Source organism: Burkholderia cepacia, assembly GCF_001039005.1.
Taxonomy (GTDB): Bacteria; Pseudomonadota; Gammaproteobacteria; order Burkholderiales; family Burkholderiaceae; genus Burkholderia; species Burkholderia theae.
This window is the reverse complement of record NZ_LDWR01000021.1, coordinates 222,378-239,184: the sequence shown is the minus strand read 5'-3', so window position 1 is coordinate 239,184 and position 16,807 is coordinate 222,378. Positions and strand designations below refer to the sequence as shown.

General features: G+C 67.1%; 12 protein-coding genes. 8 read left to right on the top strand and 4 right to left on the bottom strand.

Features of this window, described 5'->3' with window-relative positions; genetic code table 11:
• Window positions 1-44 precede the first annotated feature (44 nt).
• Together VL15_RS13435 and VL15_RS13430 are read left to right on the top strand one after the other, a co-directional pair.
• Window positions 45-347 (top strand): H-NS family nucleoid-associated regulatory protein, encoded by a 303-nt coding sequence (locus VL15_RS13435; protein ID WP_048246090.1) that lies wholly within the window; start codon window positions 45-47, stop codon window positions 345-347.
• 604 nt (window positions 348-951) lie between these two features.
• Window positions 952-3,309 (top strand): GNAT family N-acetyltransferase, encoded by a 2,358-nt coding sequence (locus VL15_RS13430; protein ID WP_048246089.1) that lies wholly within the window; start codon window positions 952-954, stop codon window positions 3,307-3,309.
• Between the two features lie 653 nt (window positions 3,310-3,962).
• On the opposite strand, the gene VL15_RS13425 is transcribed toward VL15_RS13430, so the two are convergent.
• Both VL15_RS13425 and VL15_RS13420 read right to left on the bottom strand, forming a co-directional pair.
• Entirely contained in the window at window positions 3,963-4,514 is a 552-nt protein-coding gene (locus VL15_RS13425; protein WP_048246088.1) for a hypothetical protein, read from the bottom strand.
• Window positions 4,515-4,686: 172 nt separating this feature from the next.
• Window positions 4,687-5,508, bottom strand: coding sequence for an IclR family transcriptional regulator (locus tag VL15_RS13420; RefSeq protein ID WP_048246086.1), 822 nt, complete (start codon window positions 5,506-5,508; stop codon window positions 4,687-4,689).
• 664 nt (window positions 5,509-6,172) lie between these two features.
• Between VL15_RS13420 and VL15_RS13410 the strand changes: the two genes are divergently transcribed.
• Window positions 6,173-7,021: an ureidoglycolate lyase gene (locus tag VL15_RS13410; protein ID WP_048246084.1), complete on the top strand. Its 849-nt coding sequence runs from the start codon at window positions 6,173-6,175 to the stop codon at window positions 7,019-7,021.
• Between the two features lie 131 nt (window positions 7,022-7,152).
• On the opposite strand, the gene VL15_RS13405 is transcribed toward VL15_RS13410, so the two are convergent.
• A complete protein-coding gene (locus tag VL15_RS13405; RefSeq protein ID WP_048246227.1) occupies window positions 7,153-7,536 on the bottom strand; it encodes a VOC family protein in 384 nt (127 codons plus the stop codon).
• A 279-nt stretch (window positions 7,537-7,815) separates the two neighbouring features.
• Here VL15_RS13405 and VL15_RS13400 point away from each other — a divergent pair, with 279 nt between their 5' ends.
• The gene (locus tag VL15_RS13400; protein WP_230684438.1) at window positions 7,816-8,436 is read left to right on the top strand and encodes a CGNR zinc finger domain-containing protein; all 621 of its coding nucleotides are present in this window, start codon (window positions 7,816-7,818) and stop codon (window positions 8,434-8,436) included.
• Between the two features lie 48 nt (window positions 8,437-8,484).
• Here the strand turns inward: VL15_RS13400 and prpR are convergent, their stop codons facing one another.
• Window positions 8,485-10,467 carry a propionate catabolism operon regulatory protein PrpR gene (gene prpR / locus VL15_RS13395; RefSeq protein WP_048246080.1) on the bottom strand — a complete coding sequence of 661 codons (1,983 nt, stop codon included), beginning with the start codon at window positions 10,465-10,467 and terminating at the stop codon, window positions 8,485-8,487.
• A 170-nt stretch (window positions 10,468-10,637) separates the two neighbouring features.
• Here prpR and prpB point away from each other — a divergent pair, with 170 nt between their 5' ends.
• From prpB to prpF, 4 genes are all read left to right on the top strand, one after another.
• Entirely contained in the window at window positions 10,638-11,531 is an 894-nt protein-coding gene (prpB, locus tag VL15_RS13390; protein WP_048246079.1) for a methylisocitrate lyase, read from the top strand.
• Window positions 11,532-11,730: 199 nt separating this feature from the next.
• The gene (prpC, locus tag VL15_RS13385; RefSeq protein WP_048246077.1) at window positions 11,731-12,903 is read left to right on the top strand and encodes a bifunctional 2-methylcitrate synthase/citrate synthase; all 1,173 of its coding nucleotides are present in this window, start codon (window positions 11,731-11,733) and stop codon (window positions 12,901-12,903) included.
• A 79-nt stretch (window positions 12,904-12,982) separates the two neighbouring features.
• Window positions 12,983-15,580, top strand: coding sequence for a Fe/S-dependent 2-methylisocitrate dehydratase AcnD (acnD, locus tag VL15_RS13380; protein ID WP_155420208.1), 2,598 nt, complete (start codon window positions 12,983-12,985; stop codon window positions 15,578-15,580).
• Between the two features lie 24 nt (window positions 15,581-15,604).
• Window positions 15,605-16,798, top strand: coding sequence for a 2-methylaconitate cis-trans isomerase PrpF (gene prpF / locus VL15_RS13375; protein ID WP_048246072.1), 1,194 nt, complete (start codon window positions 15,605-15,607; stop codon window positions 16,796-16,798).
• Window positions 16,799-16,807: the final 9 nt, after the last annotated feature.

Here is a 16,807-nt window from a genome sequence, read left to right as displayed (position 1 = left end):
AGTCACCTATTTTTCACGAATAACACTCACGGAGTCCCATCCATATGGCGACCTACAGGCAACTGAGCGCGCAGCTCGAACGGCTTCAGCAAAAGATCGACAAGGAACGCGAAAAAGCGATTTCCGATGCGATTGCCGATATCCGCGCGAAAATCGAGGAATACGACATTACGCCTGAAGAGCTCGGTTTTCGTCCGGCAGGTAGCGCCGCCGCAGCTGCCGCGAAGCCGAAGCGTACGCTGCCGCCGAAATACCTGAACCCGAAGACGGGCGAAACCTGGAGTGGCCGGGGGCGGTCGCCGACATGGCTCGGCAAGAACCGCGCGCGTTTCCTGATCAAGGACTGACTCCCGAAAATCCTCACCTTTCGTGCGCCGACCGACGGTGCGAACGGCCATGCGGCCGTCGCACCGTTTTGTTTTTGCGCAGTCGCCGTGCGATTCCCGCTGACGAATCGACGTGAAATGTCGCGCGATTAACGGATCACGTTTTGCGAATTCGCCGCGATTCAACTGTCTATAGCGGCGAATTCCGGTAAACAACCGTGCAATTGCGCAGCGCATGCGCATTGGTATTCGCGATTTCCGTGGTGCATGTATGCCGCGAAATCTCATCACCTTTCGCGCGTTTGCGCGTTGCGTCGTGCAATTCCCGAAAATACTCACCATGGCTCCTGTAAATCCTCACCTTTGAGGAAGCGGCCGCAGCGTCGCGCTGCATTGCTTGCGCCGTGCGCGCCGCGCAAATGTGCGCGGCCGGCGTGCGGCGATGCCGGGCCGCGCTTGTGTTGCAGGTCCATGGTGCGAGCGTTGACGCGCGTCGGATAGTCGGCCGTACGGCATATAGGCAGCCGCATGCGCTTCGCCTATGCTTGGGGTTCGCGTCGATCGGCGCGGGGCCTGTCCGGCCGCAAGCCGATCGGATCGTCTTTCGTTACCGCAGGGAGCCGATGTGACCGTTCGCCATCTCGATGCGTTGTTCCAGCCCAAGTCCGTTGCGGTCGTCGGCGCGTCATCGCGCGCGGGCAGTATCGGCGCGATGGTGTGGTCGCGCGTGCTCGACGGCGCGTTCCAGGGGCCTGTGTGGCCCGTCAACCCGAAGTATCGCGAGCTGAACGGGCATGCGGTCGTCGCCGATGTCGACAGGCTGCCGGCGTCGCCGTCGATTGCCTTGATCTGCACGCCGCCCGCGACCTGGGCCGGCATCGTGCGCAAGCTCGGCGAGCTCGGCACGCGCGTCGCGGTGATCGTCGGCGAGGCGCGCACGGATGCCGATCGCGTCGCGCTCGATCGCACGCTCAAGGCGGCGAAGCCGTTCGTGCTCCGTATCGTCGGGCCGGGCAGCCTCGGCGTGCTGTCGCCCGCACGGCATGCGCATTTCGGCGCACCGGCCTATACGGCGCGATCGGGCGGCGTCGCGTGGGTGTCGCAATCGAATGCGCTGACGAACGCGGTGCTCGGCTGGGCCGATGCGCGTGGTCTCGGTTTTTCGCATGTCGTCGCGCTCGGCGGCGAATCCGACGTCGATGCGGGCGACGTGCTCGACTATCTGGCGAGCGATCCCGGCACGCGCGCGATCCTGCTCGAACTCGATACCGTGCGTGCCGCGCGCAAGTTCATGTCGGCCGCGCGCGCGGCCGCACGCAACAAGCCGGTGCTCGCGTTGCGCACCGGGCGCGCCGATCCCGGCGATGCGCTCTATACGGCGGCGTTCCAGCGCGCGGGGATGGTGCGCGTCGATGCGCTCGACGATCTGCTTGACGAGATCGAGACGCTCGGCGTCGGCCGCGTCACGGCGCGCGGCGCGGCGACGCTCGTGACGAGCGATGCGGGCGTCGCGAAACTCGCGGTCGATGCGGTCGCCGAGGTGCGCGACGTGCTGACCGGCTGGTCGCCGGCAGCCACGTCGGCCGTGTCGGCCGCGCTGCCGCATCTCGCGGCGCCTGGCAATCCACTGACGCTGGGCGACGATGCGCGCCCCGAGCACTTTGCCGCGGCGATCAAGGCGCTCGCGCCGTTTCCGCAAACGGGCACGCTGTTCGTCGTCCATTCGACTTCCCACAGCGCGCCGGCCGATTCGGTTGCGCGCACGCTGATCGAATCGCGGCAGTTCGCGCACCGCGGCATCCTCGCGTGTTTCTTCGGCGCGGTCGATGCGGCGACGCGCGATGCGCTGCACGCGAACGGCATTCCCGTGCACACGACGCCGCAGCGGCTCGCGCGCGCGTATGCGCGTCTCGTCGACTACAACCTCGGGCGGCAACTGCTGATGCAGACGCCCGAGGGCACGCCGCTGCAGCCGGCCGACTGCGTTGCATCCGCGCAGGCCGACGCGCGCCGGATGGTCGAAGCCGGCCAGCACGAACTGGCTGGCGAAGCCGCGCTGCGCTGGCTGGCCCATTTCGGTCTGCAGGGCGAGCAGGCTGACGCGCAGGCGGGTGAGAAAGTCGTCGATGTCACGGTCGAGATGTACGACGATTCGAACTTCGGTCCGGTGTTTCGTTATGCCGTGCCGCCTGCGGACGGCGTATCCGCGCCGTTCGTTGTCTACGGCCTGCCGCCGCTGAACACCGTGCTCGCGCGCGCGGTGATGGAGCGCTCGCCGTATGCGCGCAGCACACCTGTCGAGCCGACGCTCGACGCACTGACGGCGCTGTCGCAGGTCGTCTGCGACGTGCGCGAAGTCGTTGCGATGTCCGTCACGCTGCGCGTGCTGTCCGACCGCGCGCTGGTGATCGCGCCGCGCATCACGGTAGCTGCAGGGCGCAGCCGGCTGGCGATCATGCCGTATCCGCGCCACCTTGAACAAACGCTCGAGTGGCGCGGCGAGACGGTGACGATCCGTCCGATCCGTCCGGAAGACGAGGCCGCGCACAACGAACTGCTTGGCGCGATGACGCCGGAGGATCTGCGGATGCGTTTCTTCGGCGCGGTGCGCAGCTTCGAGCATTCGCAGGTGGCGCGCATGACACAGATCGACTACGACCGCGAGATGGCCTTCATCGTGTCGTACACCGATGTGTCCGGGCGCGACCATACGCTCGCGGTGGCGCGCGCGGTTGCCGATCCCGACAACGAGACGGCCGAGTTCGCGATCGCGGTGCGGCCCGATCAGAAAGGCAAGGGGCTTGGCCGGCTGATGATGGCCCGCATCATCGACTATGCGCGATCGCGCGGAACCGCATGGATGATCGGCGAAGCACTGCGCGAGAATTCGGCGATGATCTCGCTCGCGAAGTCGTGCGGTTTTGCGGTGTCGACGACGGAGGAGCCCGGTGTCGTGGGCTTCAGGATGAAGTTGCAGCCGTAGCGACTGTCGGGTGCCCGAAGCGAGGGGCTATCGCATTGAAGTCGATGGTCCCGATACCCGGCGTATCGCGGACGTGTACCGTCAGGAATGCAGATTATTTGAGTCCGCTTCCTGCGCGAAACACTTTAAGCGCATCGAACCTGTTCGCCATTGAGATATCGACCCGCTCATGGCGCCGGGAAACGCCTGTCACGCGCTCCGATATCCGTTCCGCGCGACCGTTTCACACAAGGTGCTCGCACGCATTTGCCACCGCAATCCGGCGTCGCAAATTCGAAATCGCGACAAAGGTGAGATTTTTCGGGAGCCGCGAGTGAGCTTCTTCGGGAACGTGTGGTGAGCCGATACGGGAGCGTTCGGTGAGCCTTCCCGGGAGCGGCCGGTGAGCACCTGCGGGAGGCGCCGGTGAGCCTTTCCGGGACGCGTTGGTGAGGGCCTGCGGGAGGCGTCGGTGAGGACATTCGGGAGCCCTTGGTGAGGGTCTCCAGGAGCATTGGGTGAGCTTTTTCGGGAGGCGTGGGTGAGCGCTTGCGGGACGCCAAGGTGAGGTTTTTCGGGAGCATGCGGACGCATGGCTTCCGCGAGCGCGGCGCCGGCCAATGCCGGCGTCACGCGGAGGTACGGGCACGCATGAATCGTGCCCGTGGTCACATTCAGGCAGCGAGTTTCGACGCCGCGTCGTTCACCAGGTCGCGCGAAATCGCGAGTTCCTCGAGGTGCGGATCGGCATAGACAGCGCCGGTTTCGCGCTCGAGGCGGGCGATCGTCAGTGCGCAACGCGCGATGTCCTTCGGCATCGCGATGAAGCGCTTGACCGACTCGCCGGACGTGAACGCGTCGAACAGCGCGCCGCGCACGTCGTCCGGAAGCGTCTTGGTCCACTGGTACGGCTTGCCGTTGAACGTGATCGACGGCGGCAGCGCACGTTCCTTCTTGGTTGCCGTGATCAGCCCATAGGTGCGTGCCGCGTCGCCGATCTGTTCGGGCGAGAAGAGCTCGTCGGGCGTGATGTCGAACTGCTCGATGTAGTTCTCGATTGCCTGCATCGCGGCGGCACGATCGTCGCGCTTCTTCTGCGCGTGCGCGACGATATCGCGCAGTTCGTCCGCCTCTTCGGGCGTGATCGTGAAGCTTGCCTGCTTCTGCTGAAGTTCGGAGAAACGCTGGAATTCTTGATCGTTCAGAAGTTTGGCCATGACATCCATCGGACACGACGGCCGCGACAACCGGCCGCCGTAGTTTTTGAGAGGGCCGCTATTTTAGCGTAGCGCCGGAAGCGCACGATATGGCACCGAGATCGCGCATCGCACGGGTGTCTTGCGCGATCTCGGTTGGCGCGGCCGCGGTTGCACGCGGCGCGCTTCGGTGAACCCGGGTTCAGCAGGTCTCGGTGCGGCACATCGACAGTTGGGCGGCCGTGTCGCGCAGCCCTTCGACGACCGTGTCGACGGACGGCGCCATGTGCGCATCGATCCGGCGCATGTACGGGCAGGTCAGCACCCCGATCGCGTGGCCGGACGGCCCGAGGATCGGTGCGGTCAGGTCGGTCACGCCGTACGCCTGGCGGCTGTCCTGGCGCAGGTAGCCGGACTGCCGGATGGACTGGCATGCATTCGAAAGTTCCTGCTCGTTCAGCGGCGCTTCGCCCTTGACCTTGCGATGCTCGGCCAGCATGTGCGTGCGCTGCTCGGGGCCCTGGAACGCCAGCATCACGCGCCCCGACGCCGTATCGGCGAGCCCGACGCGCGAGCCGAGCCGGACCGACACCCCCCACGGGCCGGGCCCGTCGACCTGCGCGATCACGAGCAGGTTGCCGCGATCGTAGACGGACAGGTGGCACGACTGTTCGGCGGCATCGGCGAAGCGCTGCATCGGCGGCAACGCCTCGGCAATCAGCCGGTTCATCGGCGGATGCCGGTGCGCGAGCGCGAACAGCTTGAGGCTGAGCGTGTAGCGGTCGCCGCCGGTCGAGCGCATCACGTAGCGGCGTGCGACGAGGCGTTCGAGCATTCGGTAGATTTCGCTCGCGTTGCGGCCGAGTTCCTTCGTGATTTCGGTGCGGGTGAGTCCTTCCTTCTGTTCCGACAGGAGTTCGAGAATGTCGAGGCCCTTGTCGAGCGCGGGTGCGCGATAGCGGTCGATTGCGGCCATCGATTCCCGAGCGTCGCAGCCGGGAAGCGGGTCGTTGGTTGTCTGCATTTTAGGTGTGAGGTTGGGGGATTACCGTCGATCGGTTGGCGACGCACGCTGGCCGGTTCTGCACGCGCACAAATCGGGCCCGCGTATGGCAATGAAAGCCATTCGTACGAGCTTAGCAATAAACATACAGTGTGCAATGCAGCGTCTTTTTACCGATCATTCCCGGACAAGAACGGATTGGCAAACGTTCTCGATGACAGGGGCACCCCGAATAGCCAGTATTCATGCGCCGATGGCAGGCGATGCCGATATTCGTGACGGATCGGGCCGCTTGAGCGCGTCCGATGCTGCGCCGCAACGTCCACGGGCGCACCAATAGTCGGTATCCGTCGCGCGTCATTTCACGGTGCGCGGCCGATGGTACAAAGGCGTGCGGGCCAGCGACGGCGTGGCCGCGCGTGAAGCCGGCCGGCGCAGGCCGGACCATGTCGCGGGTGCCGGGCCGTCGTCGCCGATGCGCAGACCGGCGGCCGCCCGTTCGATGCGTGCCGTACTTGCGTGCGGCGCCTCGATCGCTGCGCCCGCGCGACCCTCGCACGTCGACCCCCATCCTGGATGCGGCGCCGACGCGCGCAATCGACGATCGACAATCAGTCCGGCGCGCGGCCGCGAATGGCCGCGTCGGCCGGTATCCTGTCCCATTCGACAACAGAGGTTGAGCACGATGAAACTGCTTCGCTATGGCCCGTCCGGCCAGGAAAAGCCCGGCATCCTCGACGCAGACGGCCGGATTCGCGACCTGTCCGCACATGTGCCGGATCTTGCCGGCGATGCGCTGTCCGACGCGGGTCTCGCGCGGCTGCGTGCGATCGATCCGGCCACGCTGCCGCTCGTGTCCGGCGAACCGCGCATCGGCGCATGTGTCGGGCATGTCGGCAAGTTCATCGGCATCGGCCTGAACTATGCCGATCACGCGGCCGAAGCCGGCATGCCGGTCCCGAAGGAGCCGGTCGTGTTCGGCAAGTGGACGAGTTCGATCTGCGGCCCGAACGACGGCATCGACATCCCGAAGGGTTCGGTCAAGACGGACTGGGAAGTCGAGCTGGGCGTCGTGATCGGCGCGACGTGCAAGGACGTCGACGAAGCGCACGCGCTCGATTACGTCGCGGGCTACTGCGTCGTCAACGACGTGTCCGAGCGCGAATGGCAGATCGAGCGCGGTGGCCAGTGGGACAAGGGCAAGGGCTTCGACACGTTCGGCCCGATCGGTCCGTGGCTCGTCACGCGCGACGAGGTGCCCGATCCGCAGCGTCTCGACCTGTGGCTCGAAGTCGACGGCCACCGCTATCAGAACGGCAACACGCGCACGATGGTGTTCACCGTCGCGCAGCTGATCGCCTATCTGTCGAGCTGCATGCGCCTGCAGCCGGGCGACGTGATCACGACCGGCACGCCGCCGGGCGTCGGCATGGGCATCAAGCCGTCGCCGGTGTTCCTGAAGGCCGGTCAGGTGGTGCGCCTCGGCATCGAAGGGCTCGGCGAGCAGTTGCAGCGCACCCGCGGCGCGCAATAACCGCGCATGCCGCGATCCCGCTGAACGACCGCCTGCGGCGGTCGTCGGCAACCGGACGGCGATGATTCAAAGGCAAGGGCCCGATTCCGCATCAAGCGGAATCGGGCCCTTGGCATTTGTACGCGGACGGGTCACACGATGTTGTCCAGTTCGCAATGCGCCTCCAGCCGGTATCCGTCGGGGTCGACGACGAACGCCGCGTAGTAGCCGGGGCCGTAGTGCTCGCGTTTGCCGGGCCCGCCGTTGTCCTGGCCGCCGTGCTCGAGCGCGGCGCGATAGAACGCGTCGACCTCGACGGGCGACGCGGCCTTGAACGACAGGTGCAGCCCCGAATCGGGATCGGCGGCGACGGGGCGGGCGGCGTGCTGCAGCCAGAGCACCGGTTCGGCCGTGCCGTATCCGATCGAGCCGTCGTCGCTGTACAGCCGCTTGTAGCCGAGTGCGCCGAGCGTGCTGTCGTAGAAGGTGCGGCTGCGGCCGATGTGGGCCACGCCGAAGGAGAGGTGATCAATCATGTGCATTGGCTCCTTGAACTGAGAGGGGACGTCAGTGCGGCAAACCTGCTTATACGCACCATGCCAGCCGCTTGTAGCGGAGCGCGCCGAGCATGCTGTCGTAGAACGGGCGGCTGCCGTCGTTGTGGATAACTCCGCAGGAAAGGCGATCGATCATCTGTGGCTCCTTGAACTGAAGGGGGCGCAGTGCGTTCAATCTGTTTTTAACCACCATGCTGGTTATGTTAGAAAGCGTTCACGAGCTTGTCAACCGGCATGGTGGTTAGATACGATGCGTGCATGAGCAATACGCATCCTTCCGTCACGATGGACTGCCTGATTCCGGCGCCGCCCGAAACCCTGAGCATCGATTTCGCGAACACGCTGTACTGGCGCGGCAGCGATCCGCCGACGGAAACCTTCGGAACGATGGACGACCTGCTGGCGTGGTGCCGCGAGCAGGCCCGCGTGCCGGCCGGCCTGGCCGACCGGTGCCGCGCACGCGGCGTGGAGGAAGACGAGCCGGCGATGCTGGCGCGCGCGCTCGCGTTGCGCGAGGCGCTGTATCGGCTCTTTCATGCGCAGGCCGAGCGGTGCGAGCCGCAGGCAGACGATCTCGCGCTGCTCGGCGGTTTCCTGGCGGAAGCGTCGCCGCGCGTCACGCTGGCGCGCGTCGACGGCGGTTATGCGTGGCGGATCGGGGAAACGGGTGCGACGCTCGCGGGGTTGCTGAGCCCGGTGCTGTGGTCGGCGATCGACCTGCTCGGCGGCGCGCGGCTCGCGAAGGTCAAGCGTTGCGCGAACGACGCATGCCAGTGGCTGTTCATCGACGACAGCAAGAACGGCAGTCGCCGCTGGTGCTCGATGTCGTCGTGCGGCAATCGCGCGAAGGCGTACCGCCACTATCACAAGGCCGACTGACGGGCCCGTTCTGCCGCGCGCATACCGGCGTGTCGAACCCGAATCGGCTTATTTTGCCGACAGTTTTCGCCACAGCGTCGTCTTGCTGATGCCGAGCATCGCGCATGCGCGGTCGCGATCGCCGCCGCAGGCGTCGAGCACCGCGCGGATCTCGTCGGCTTCCGCACGGCGGCGGCGCGCGTGCAGCGTCTGCGCATCGTCGGGGTCGGCCGCGTCGGGCGGTGCGGCGAACAGCTCGGGCGCGATCGCCTGCAGCGCGTCGGGATCGAGCGCGCCGCACGCGGCGGCCGGATCGTTTTCATCAGCTTCCTCGGCCAGTTCCACCGCGATCCGTTCGATCACGTTCTGCAGTTCGCGCACGTTGCCGGGCCACCGGTAGCGCGCGAGCGTCGCCTGGGTTGCGCCGAGCACGCGCGCCGCATCGCCGGCGTCGCGCAGGCGTTCGGCGAGGCGCGGTTCGCGCCGCGCGGCCTGCACGAGCAGCGTGGCCGCGAGCGCGGGGATGTCGGCCGCGCGTTCGCGCAGCGGCGGCAGGCCGACGTTCAGGATATTGAGCCGGTAATAGAGATCCGCGCGGAACGTGCCGGCCTCGACGGCGGCGAGCAGTGGACGGTGCGTCGCGGCGATCACGCGCACGTCGATGCGGATCGGCTCGGTCGAGCCGAGGCGGATCACCTCGCGCTCCTGCAGCACGCGCAGCAGCCGGCTCTGCAGAGACGGCGGCATCTCGCCGATCTCGTCGAGAAACAGCGTGCCGCGGTGCGCGGCCTCGAACAGGCCGGTCTTGCCGCCGCGCCGCGCGCCGGTGAACGCGCCTTCCTCATAGCCGAACAGCTCGCTTTCGAGCAGCGCTTCCGGAAACGCGCCGCAATTGACCGCGACGAACGGGTAGCTGCGCCGTGCGGACAGCGCGTGCAGGCTCTGCGCAATCATTTCCTTGCCGGTGCCGCTTTCGCCGAGCACGAGCACGGTCGCGTCGGATTTCGCGTAGCGGCGCACGAGGTCGCGCACGCGCGCCATCGGTGCCGATGCGCCGACCACGTCGTCGAGCGCATAACGCGCCGCGAATTGCTGCGTGGTCGGCTGCGAACGCAATGCGCGGTCGAGCCGTTCGACCGCGCGCGATTCCTGGAACGTCAGCACGCTGCCCGACGTCACGCCGCGATCGACGAGCGGCCCGCGATGCACGACGTAGCGCACGCCGCGCACGGTCGCGAGCGCGTCGCCGTCCTCGCCGCGCAGCGTGCGCAGCTCGGGCCGCAGGTCGACCAGCGCACGGCCGACGGCCGCCGCGGGTTCGACCCCGAGCGCCGACGCAAGCCGCTCGTTGATCGCTTCGACGCGACCGCGCGCATCGAGCGCGACCACGCCGTCGCGCAGGTGCTGCAGCAGGTTGTCGAGCCGCTGGCGGCGGAATGCCTCGGCGTGCGTCGCATACGCGACTTCGAGCGCCGTATCGACGGCCTTGCGCACCGAAGCATGCGAATACAGGAACACCGCGCCCATGCCGGCGCTGGCCGCGAGATCGGTGACGAGGCCGGGGCCGACGATCGTCTCGATGCCGCGGTCGCGCAGGTCGTGCACGCAGGCTTCCGCTTCCTGCGCGGACTGATATGACGCAAACTGCACGTCGAGGCCGTATGCGGCGACGAAGCGGCGCACCTCCGGCGGCGTTTCCCCGGCGCTGACGAGCGCGATCCGCGTCGCGTCGCGCCGCGCGCGCGCGAGCGCCTGCATCACGTCGAAGCCGGTCGGCGACACGACCACAACCGGCACCTGCGCGCGCGTCTTCAGGAAGCCGCCGTTCGAGCCGGCCGCGACGATCACGTCGGGCCGCATCGCGCCGGCCTCGGCGATCGCGCTGAGCGCATCCTCATACGCGCGCGTCACGATGCGCACGTCGGCACGTTCGTCGAATTCGCCGGCGATCTCGCGAAACAGCTCGCGCAGGCGGCTGATGCCCATCGCCCAGATGCGCGGGCGTGCCGCGCGATCGGCCGGGCCGACAGGCTTGGTCGAGGAGAGGTCCATGACGGTCGATTATGCGCGCGGGATTTCATTTTTGAAACATGAAGTTGCTGAATTGAAATCGCCGGGCACTGCATCACCCGGGCCGGTTGCTTAAGAATCAGTGGGTTAGCGACGTTTCGCGAGCTGGCCCGGTCCTTGCTGTTATCGGGCATTCCTTCAGGAGGCCGTTCATGAGCAACACGCATCTTCAGAGCGCCGGCGCGAAATTCCGCGCGGCAGTCGCGGCCGAGCAGCCGCTGCAGGTGGTCGGCGCGATCACCGCGTACGCGGCCAAGATGGCGCAGGCCGTCGGCTTCAAGGCCGTGTACCTGTCGGGCGGCGGTGTCGCCGCGAACTCGCTCGGGATCCCCGATCTCGGCATCAGCACGATGGAAGACGTGCTGATCGACGCGAACCGGATCACCAATGCCACCGACCTGCCGCTGCTCGTCGACATCGATACGGGCTGGGGCGGCGCGTTCAACATCGCGCGCACGGTCCGTTCGTTCATCAAGGCCGGCGTCGCGGCCGTGCACATGGAAGACCAGGTCGGCCAGAAACGTTGCGGCCACCGTCCCGGCAAGGAAGTCGTGCCGACCGGCGAAATGGTCGACCGCATCAAGTCGGCGGTCGACGCGCGCACCGACGACCAGTTCGTGATCATGGCGCGCACCGATGCGGCCGCCGCCGAAGGGATCGACTCGGCAATCGAGCGCGCGGTCGCTTACGTCGAAGCCGGCGCGGACATGATCTTCCCGGAAGCGATGAAGACGCTCGACGACTATCGCCGCTTCAAGGCGGCCGTGAAGGTGCCGATCCTCGCGAACCTGACCGAGTTCGGCTCGACACCGTTCTTCACGACCGATGAGTTGCGTGAGGCGAACGTCGACATCGCGCTGTACTGCTGCGGCGCGTATCGCGCGATGAACAAGGCCGCGCTGAATTTCTACGAGACGGTGCGCCGCGACGGCACGCAGAAGGCGGCCGTGCCGACGATGCAGACGCGCGCCGAGCTGTACGACTTCCTCGGTTATCACGAATACGAGCGCAAGCTCGACGAGCTGTTCGCGCAGGGCAAGAAGTAACGCGGCCCGCCCCCCACGAGACACGAATCTGAACTTTGCATGGGGCCAGAGCGCGCTTTGCGTGGGACCGGGGTAAGTGCTGAAGCACTAACACCGGTCGACAAGCGCTGAAGCGCCAACAGCTTTGCATGGGACCGGACTAGGCGCTGAAGCGCCAAGTCCGGTCGACATCTGGACAACAAATCTGGAGAACGGAAACATGAGCGAGACGAAAGACGCAGCAGCACCGGCCGCCGCAGGCGCATTCAAGCCGAAGAAGTCGGTGGCGCTGTCGGGCGTGACGGCCGGCAACACGGCGCTGTGCACGGTCGGCAAGACCGGCAACGACCTGCATTACCGCGGCTACGACATTCTCGACGTCGCCGAGTCGTGCGAGTTCGAGGAAATCGCGCACCTGCTCGTGCACGAAACGCTGCCGAACCTGACCGAACTGGCCGCGTACAAGACCAAACTGCGCGCGATGCGTGGCCTGCCGAACGCGCTGAAGGCGGCGCTCGAGCAAATCCCGGCGTCCGCGCACCCGATGGACGTGATGCGCACGGGCGTGTCGGTGCTCGGCACCGTGCTGCCGGAGAAGGACGACCACAACCTGCCGGGCGCGCGCGACATCGCCGACCGCCTGATGGCGTCGCTCGGCTCGATGCTGCTGTACTGGTATCACTTCTCGCACAACGGCAAGCGTATCGAGACGGAAACCGACGACGACTCGATCGGCGGCCACTTCCTGCACCTGCTGCACGGCAAGACGCCGTCGAAGTCGTGGGTCGAGGCGATGCACACGTCGCTGATCCTGTACGCGGAGCACGAATTCAACGCGTCGACGTTCACCGGCCGCGTGATCGCGGGCACGGGCTCGGATATTTACTCGGCGATCACCGGCGCGATCGGTGCGCTGCGCGGGCCGAAGCACGGCGGCGCGAACGAAGTCGCGTATGAAATCCAGAGCCGCTACAGCTCGCCGGACGCCGCCGAAGCCGACATCCGCCGCCGCGTCGAGAACAAGGAAGTCGTGATCGGCTTCGGCCACCCGGTCTACACGATCTCCGATCCGCGCAACAAGGTGATCAAGGGCGTCGCGCACAAGCTGTCGAAGGAAGCGGGCGACCTGAAGCTGTACAACATCGCCGAGCGCCTCGAATCGGTGATGTGGGACGCGAAGAAGATGTTCCCGAACCTCGACTGGTTCAGCGCGGTGTCGTATCACATGATGGGCGTGCCGACCGCGATGTTCACGCCGCTGTTCGTGATCTCGCGCACGTCGGGCTGGAGCGCGCACATCATCGAGCAGCGCGTCGACAACAAGATCATCCGCCCGAGCGCGAACTACACGGGCCCGGAAGACCTGCAGTTCGTACCGATCGAGAAGCGCTGAAACGCCAGCCGCGCGCACCGGCCGCCCGCGTGATGCGGGGCCGGTGCGCGCCGGACGTCATACCCGAGTTCCCCACATGATGAATACCGCCAACCGCAAACCCCTGCCCGGCACGTCGCTGGACTATTTCGACGCGCGCGCCGCGGTCGACGCGATCGCGCCCGGTGCCTACGACACGCTGCCGTACACGTCACGCGTGCTCGCCGAAAACCTCGTGCGCCGCTGCGATCCGGCGACACTCGCCGAGTCGCTGAAGCAGATCATCGAGCGCAAGCGCGAGCGCGACTTCCCGTGGTTCCCGGCGCGCGTGGTGTGCCACGACATCCTCGGGCAGACGGCGCTCGTCGATCTCGCCGGCCTGCGCGACGCGATCGCCGACGGCGGCGGCGACCCGGCGAAGGTGAACCCGGTCGTGCCCGTGCAGCTGATCGTCGACCACTCGCTCGCCGTCGAGTGCGGCGGCTTCGATCCGGACGCGTTCGCGAAGAACCGAGCGATCGAGGATCGCCGCAACGAGGATCGCTTCCACTTCATCGAGTGGACCAAGAAGGCGTTCGAGAACGTCGACGTGATCCCGCCGGGCAACGGCATCATGCACCAGATCAACCTCGAGAAAATGTCGCCGGTGATCCAGGTCAGCGACGACGGCGTCGCGTACCCGGACACCTGCGTCGGCACCGACAGCCACACGCCGCACGTCGACGCGCTCGGCGTGATCGCGATCGGCGTCGGCGGGCTCGAAGCCGAGAACGTGATGCTCGGCCGCGCGTCGTGGATGCGCCTGCCCGACATCGTCGGCGTCGAGCTGACCGGCAAGCGTCAGCCCGGCATCACCGCGACCGACGTCGTGCTCGCGCTGACCGAGTTCCTGCGCAAGGAAAAGGTGGTCGGCGCGTACCTGGAATTCCGCGGTGCGGGTGCGGCGAGCCTCACGCTCGGCGATCGCGCGACGATCTCGAACATGGCGCCCGAATACGGCGCGACGGCCGCGATGTTCTTCATCGACGGCCAGACGACCGACTACCTGCGCCTCACCGGCCGCAGCGACGAGCAGGTGAAGCTCGTCGAAACCTATGCGAAGGCAGCCGGCCTGTGGGCCGACACGCTGGACGGCGCGCAGTACGAGCGCACGCTGACGTTCGACCTGTCGAGCGTCGTGCGCAACATGGCCGGCCCGTCGAACCCGCACAAGCGGCTGCCGACGTCCGACCTCGCCGCGCGCGGCATCGCCGGCCAGTGGGAAGAGAAGGCGGGCGAGATGCCCGACGGCGCGGTGATCATCGCCGCGATCACGAGCTGCACGAACACCAGCAACCCGCGCAACGTGATCGCCGCGGCCTTGCTCGCGCGCAACGCGAACGCGCGCGGCCTCGTGCGCAAGCCATGGGTGAAGAGCTCGCTCGCGCCCGGCTCGAAGGCGGTCGAGCTGTACCTGGAAGAAGCGAACCTGCTGCCGGAACTCGAGAAGCTCGGCTTCGGCATCGTCGCGTTCGCGTGCACGACCTGCAACGGGATGTCCGGCGCGCTCGATCCGAAGATCCAGCAGGAGATCGTCGATCGCGACCTGTACGCGACGGCCGTGCTGTCCGGCAACCGCAACTTCGACGGCCGCATCCATCCGTATGCGAAGCAGGCGTTCCTCGCGTCGCCGCCGCTCGTCGTCGCGTATGCGATCGCCGGCACGATCCGCTTCGACATCGAGAAGGACGTGCTCGGCCACGATCAGGACGGCAAGCCCGTCACGCTGAAGGACATCTGGCCGACCGACGAGGAGATCGATGCGATCGTCGCGTCGAGCGTGAAGCCCGAGCAGTTCCGCAAGGTCTACGAGCCGATGTTCGCGCGCAGCGCCGACGCGGGCGAGCGCGCGGCGCCGCTGTACGACTGGCGCGCGCAGAGCACGTACATCCGCCGTCCGCCGTACTGGGAGGGGGCGCTTGCCGGCGAACGCACGCTGCAGGGGATGCGCCCGCTCGCGGTGCTCGGCGACAACATCACGACCGACCACCTGTCGCCGTCGAACGCGATCCTGCTGGACAGCGCGGCCGGCGAATACCTCGCGAAGATGGGCCTGCCGGAAGAAGACTTCAACTCGTACGCGACGCACCGAGGAGACCACCTGACCGCGCAGCGCGCGACCTTCGCGAACCCGACGCTGATCAACGAGATGGCGGTGGTCGACGGCGCGGTGAAGAAGGGCTCGCTCGCGCGCGTCGAGCCGGAAGGCAAGGTCATGCGGATGTGGGAAGCGATCGAGACGTACATGAATCGCAAGCAGCCGCTGATCGTGGTTGCGGGCGCCGACTACGGCCAGGGCTCGTCGCGCGACTGGGCCGCGAAGGGCGTGCGGCTCGCGGGCGTCGAGGCGATCGCCGCCGAAGGGTTCGAGCGGATTCACCGCACGAACCTGATCGGGATGGGCGTGCTGCCGCTCGAGTTCAAGCCCGGCACGAACCGGACGACGCTCGGCATCGACGGCACCGAGACCTTCGACGTGATCGGCGAGCGTACGCCGCGCGCCGACCTGACGCTCGTGATTCAGCGCAGGAACGGCGAGCGCGTCGAGGTACCGATGACGTGCCGGCTCGATACGGCCGAGGAAGTGTCGATCTACGAAGCGGGCGGCGTGCTGCAGCGCTTCGCGCAGGACTTCCTCGAATCGTCGCAGGCGGCTTGACACGGTCACATCGAGAACACGGACATGGCTCACATTTCTCAAATCAGGATTCCCGCGACCTACATCCGCGGCGGCACCAGCAAGGGCGTGTTCTTCCGGCTGCAGGACCTGCCCGATGCCGCGCAGGCGCCGGGCGCCGCGCGCGACGCGCTGCTGCTGCGCGTGATCGGCAGCCCTGATCCTTACGGCAAGCAGATCGACGGGATGGGCGGCGCGACGTCGTCCACCAGCAAGACGGTGATCGTGTCGAAGAGCACGCGGCCCGGCCACGACGTCGACTATCTGTTCGGGCAGGTCGCGATCGACAAGGCCTTCGTCGACTGGACCGGCAACTGCGGCAACCTGTCGGCGGCGGTCGGCCCGTTCGCGATCAGCGGCGGCCTCGTCGACCCGTCGCGCGTGCCGCGCGACGGCATCGCGACCGTGCGGATCTGGCAGGCGAACATCGGCAAGACGATCGTCGCGCATGTGCCGGTCACGAACGGCGCGGTGCAGGAGACGGGCGACTTCGAGCTGGACGGCGTCACGTTCCCGGCCGCCGAAGTGCAGCTCGAATTCATGGACCCGGCGGCCGACGAAGAGGGCGCGGGCGGGTCGATGTTCCCGACCGGCAACCTCGTCGACGATCTCGCGGTGCCGGGCGTCGGCACGCTGAAGGCGACGATGATCAACGCGGGGATCCCGACGATCTTCGTCGAGGCCGAGGCGATCGGCTATACGGGCACCGAACTGCAGGACGCGATCAACGGCGACGCGAAGGCGCTCGAGAAGTTCGAGACGATCCGCGCGCACGGCGCGTTGCGCATGGGGCTGATCGATACGCTCGATGAAATCGCGACGCGGCAGCACACGCCGAAGATCGCATTCGTCGCGAAGCCGGCCGATTACGTCGCATCGAGCGGCAAGCGCGTGAACGCGGGCGACGTCGACCTGCTGGTGCGCGCGATGTCGATGGGCAAGTTGCACCACGCGATGATGGGCACGGCGGCGGTCGCGATCGGCACGGCCGCGGCGATCCCCGGCACGCTCGTCAATCTGGCGGCGGGCGGCGGCGCACGCAACGCGGTGCGCTTCGGGCATCCGTCGGGCACGCTGCGCGTCGGCGCGGAAGCGCAGCAGCAGGAGAACGGCGAGTGGACCGTCACGAAGGCGATCATGAGCCGCAGCGCGCGCGTGCTGATGGAAGGCTGGGTGCGGGTGCCGGGGGATGCGTTCTGACGCATGCCG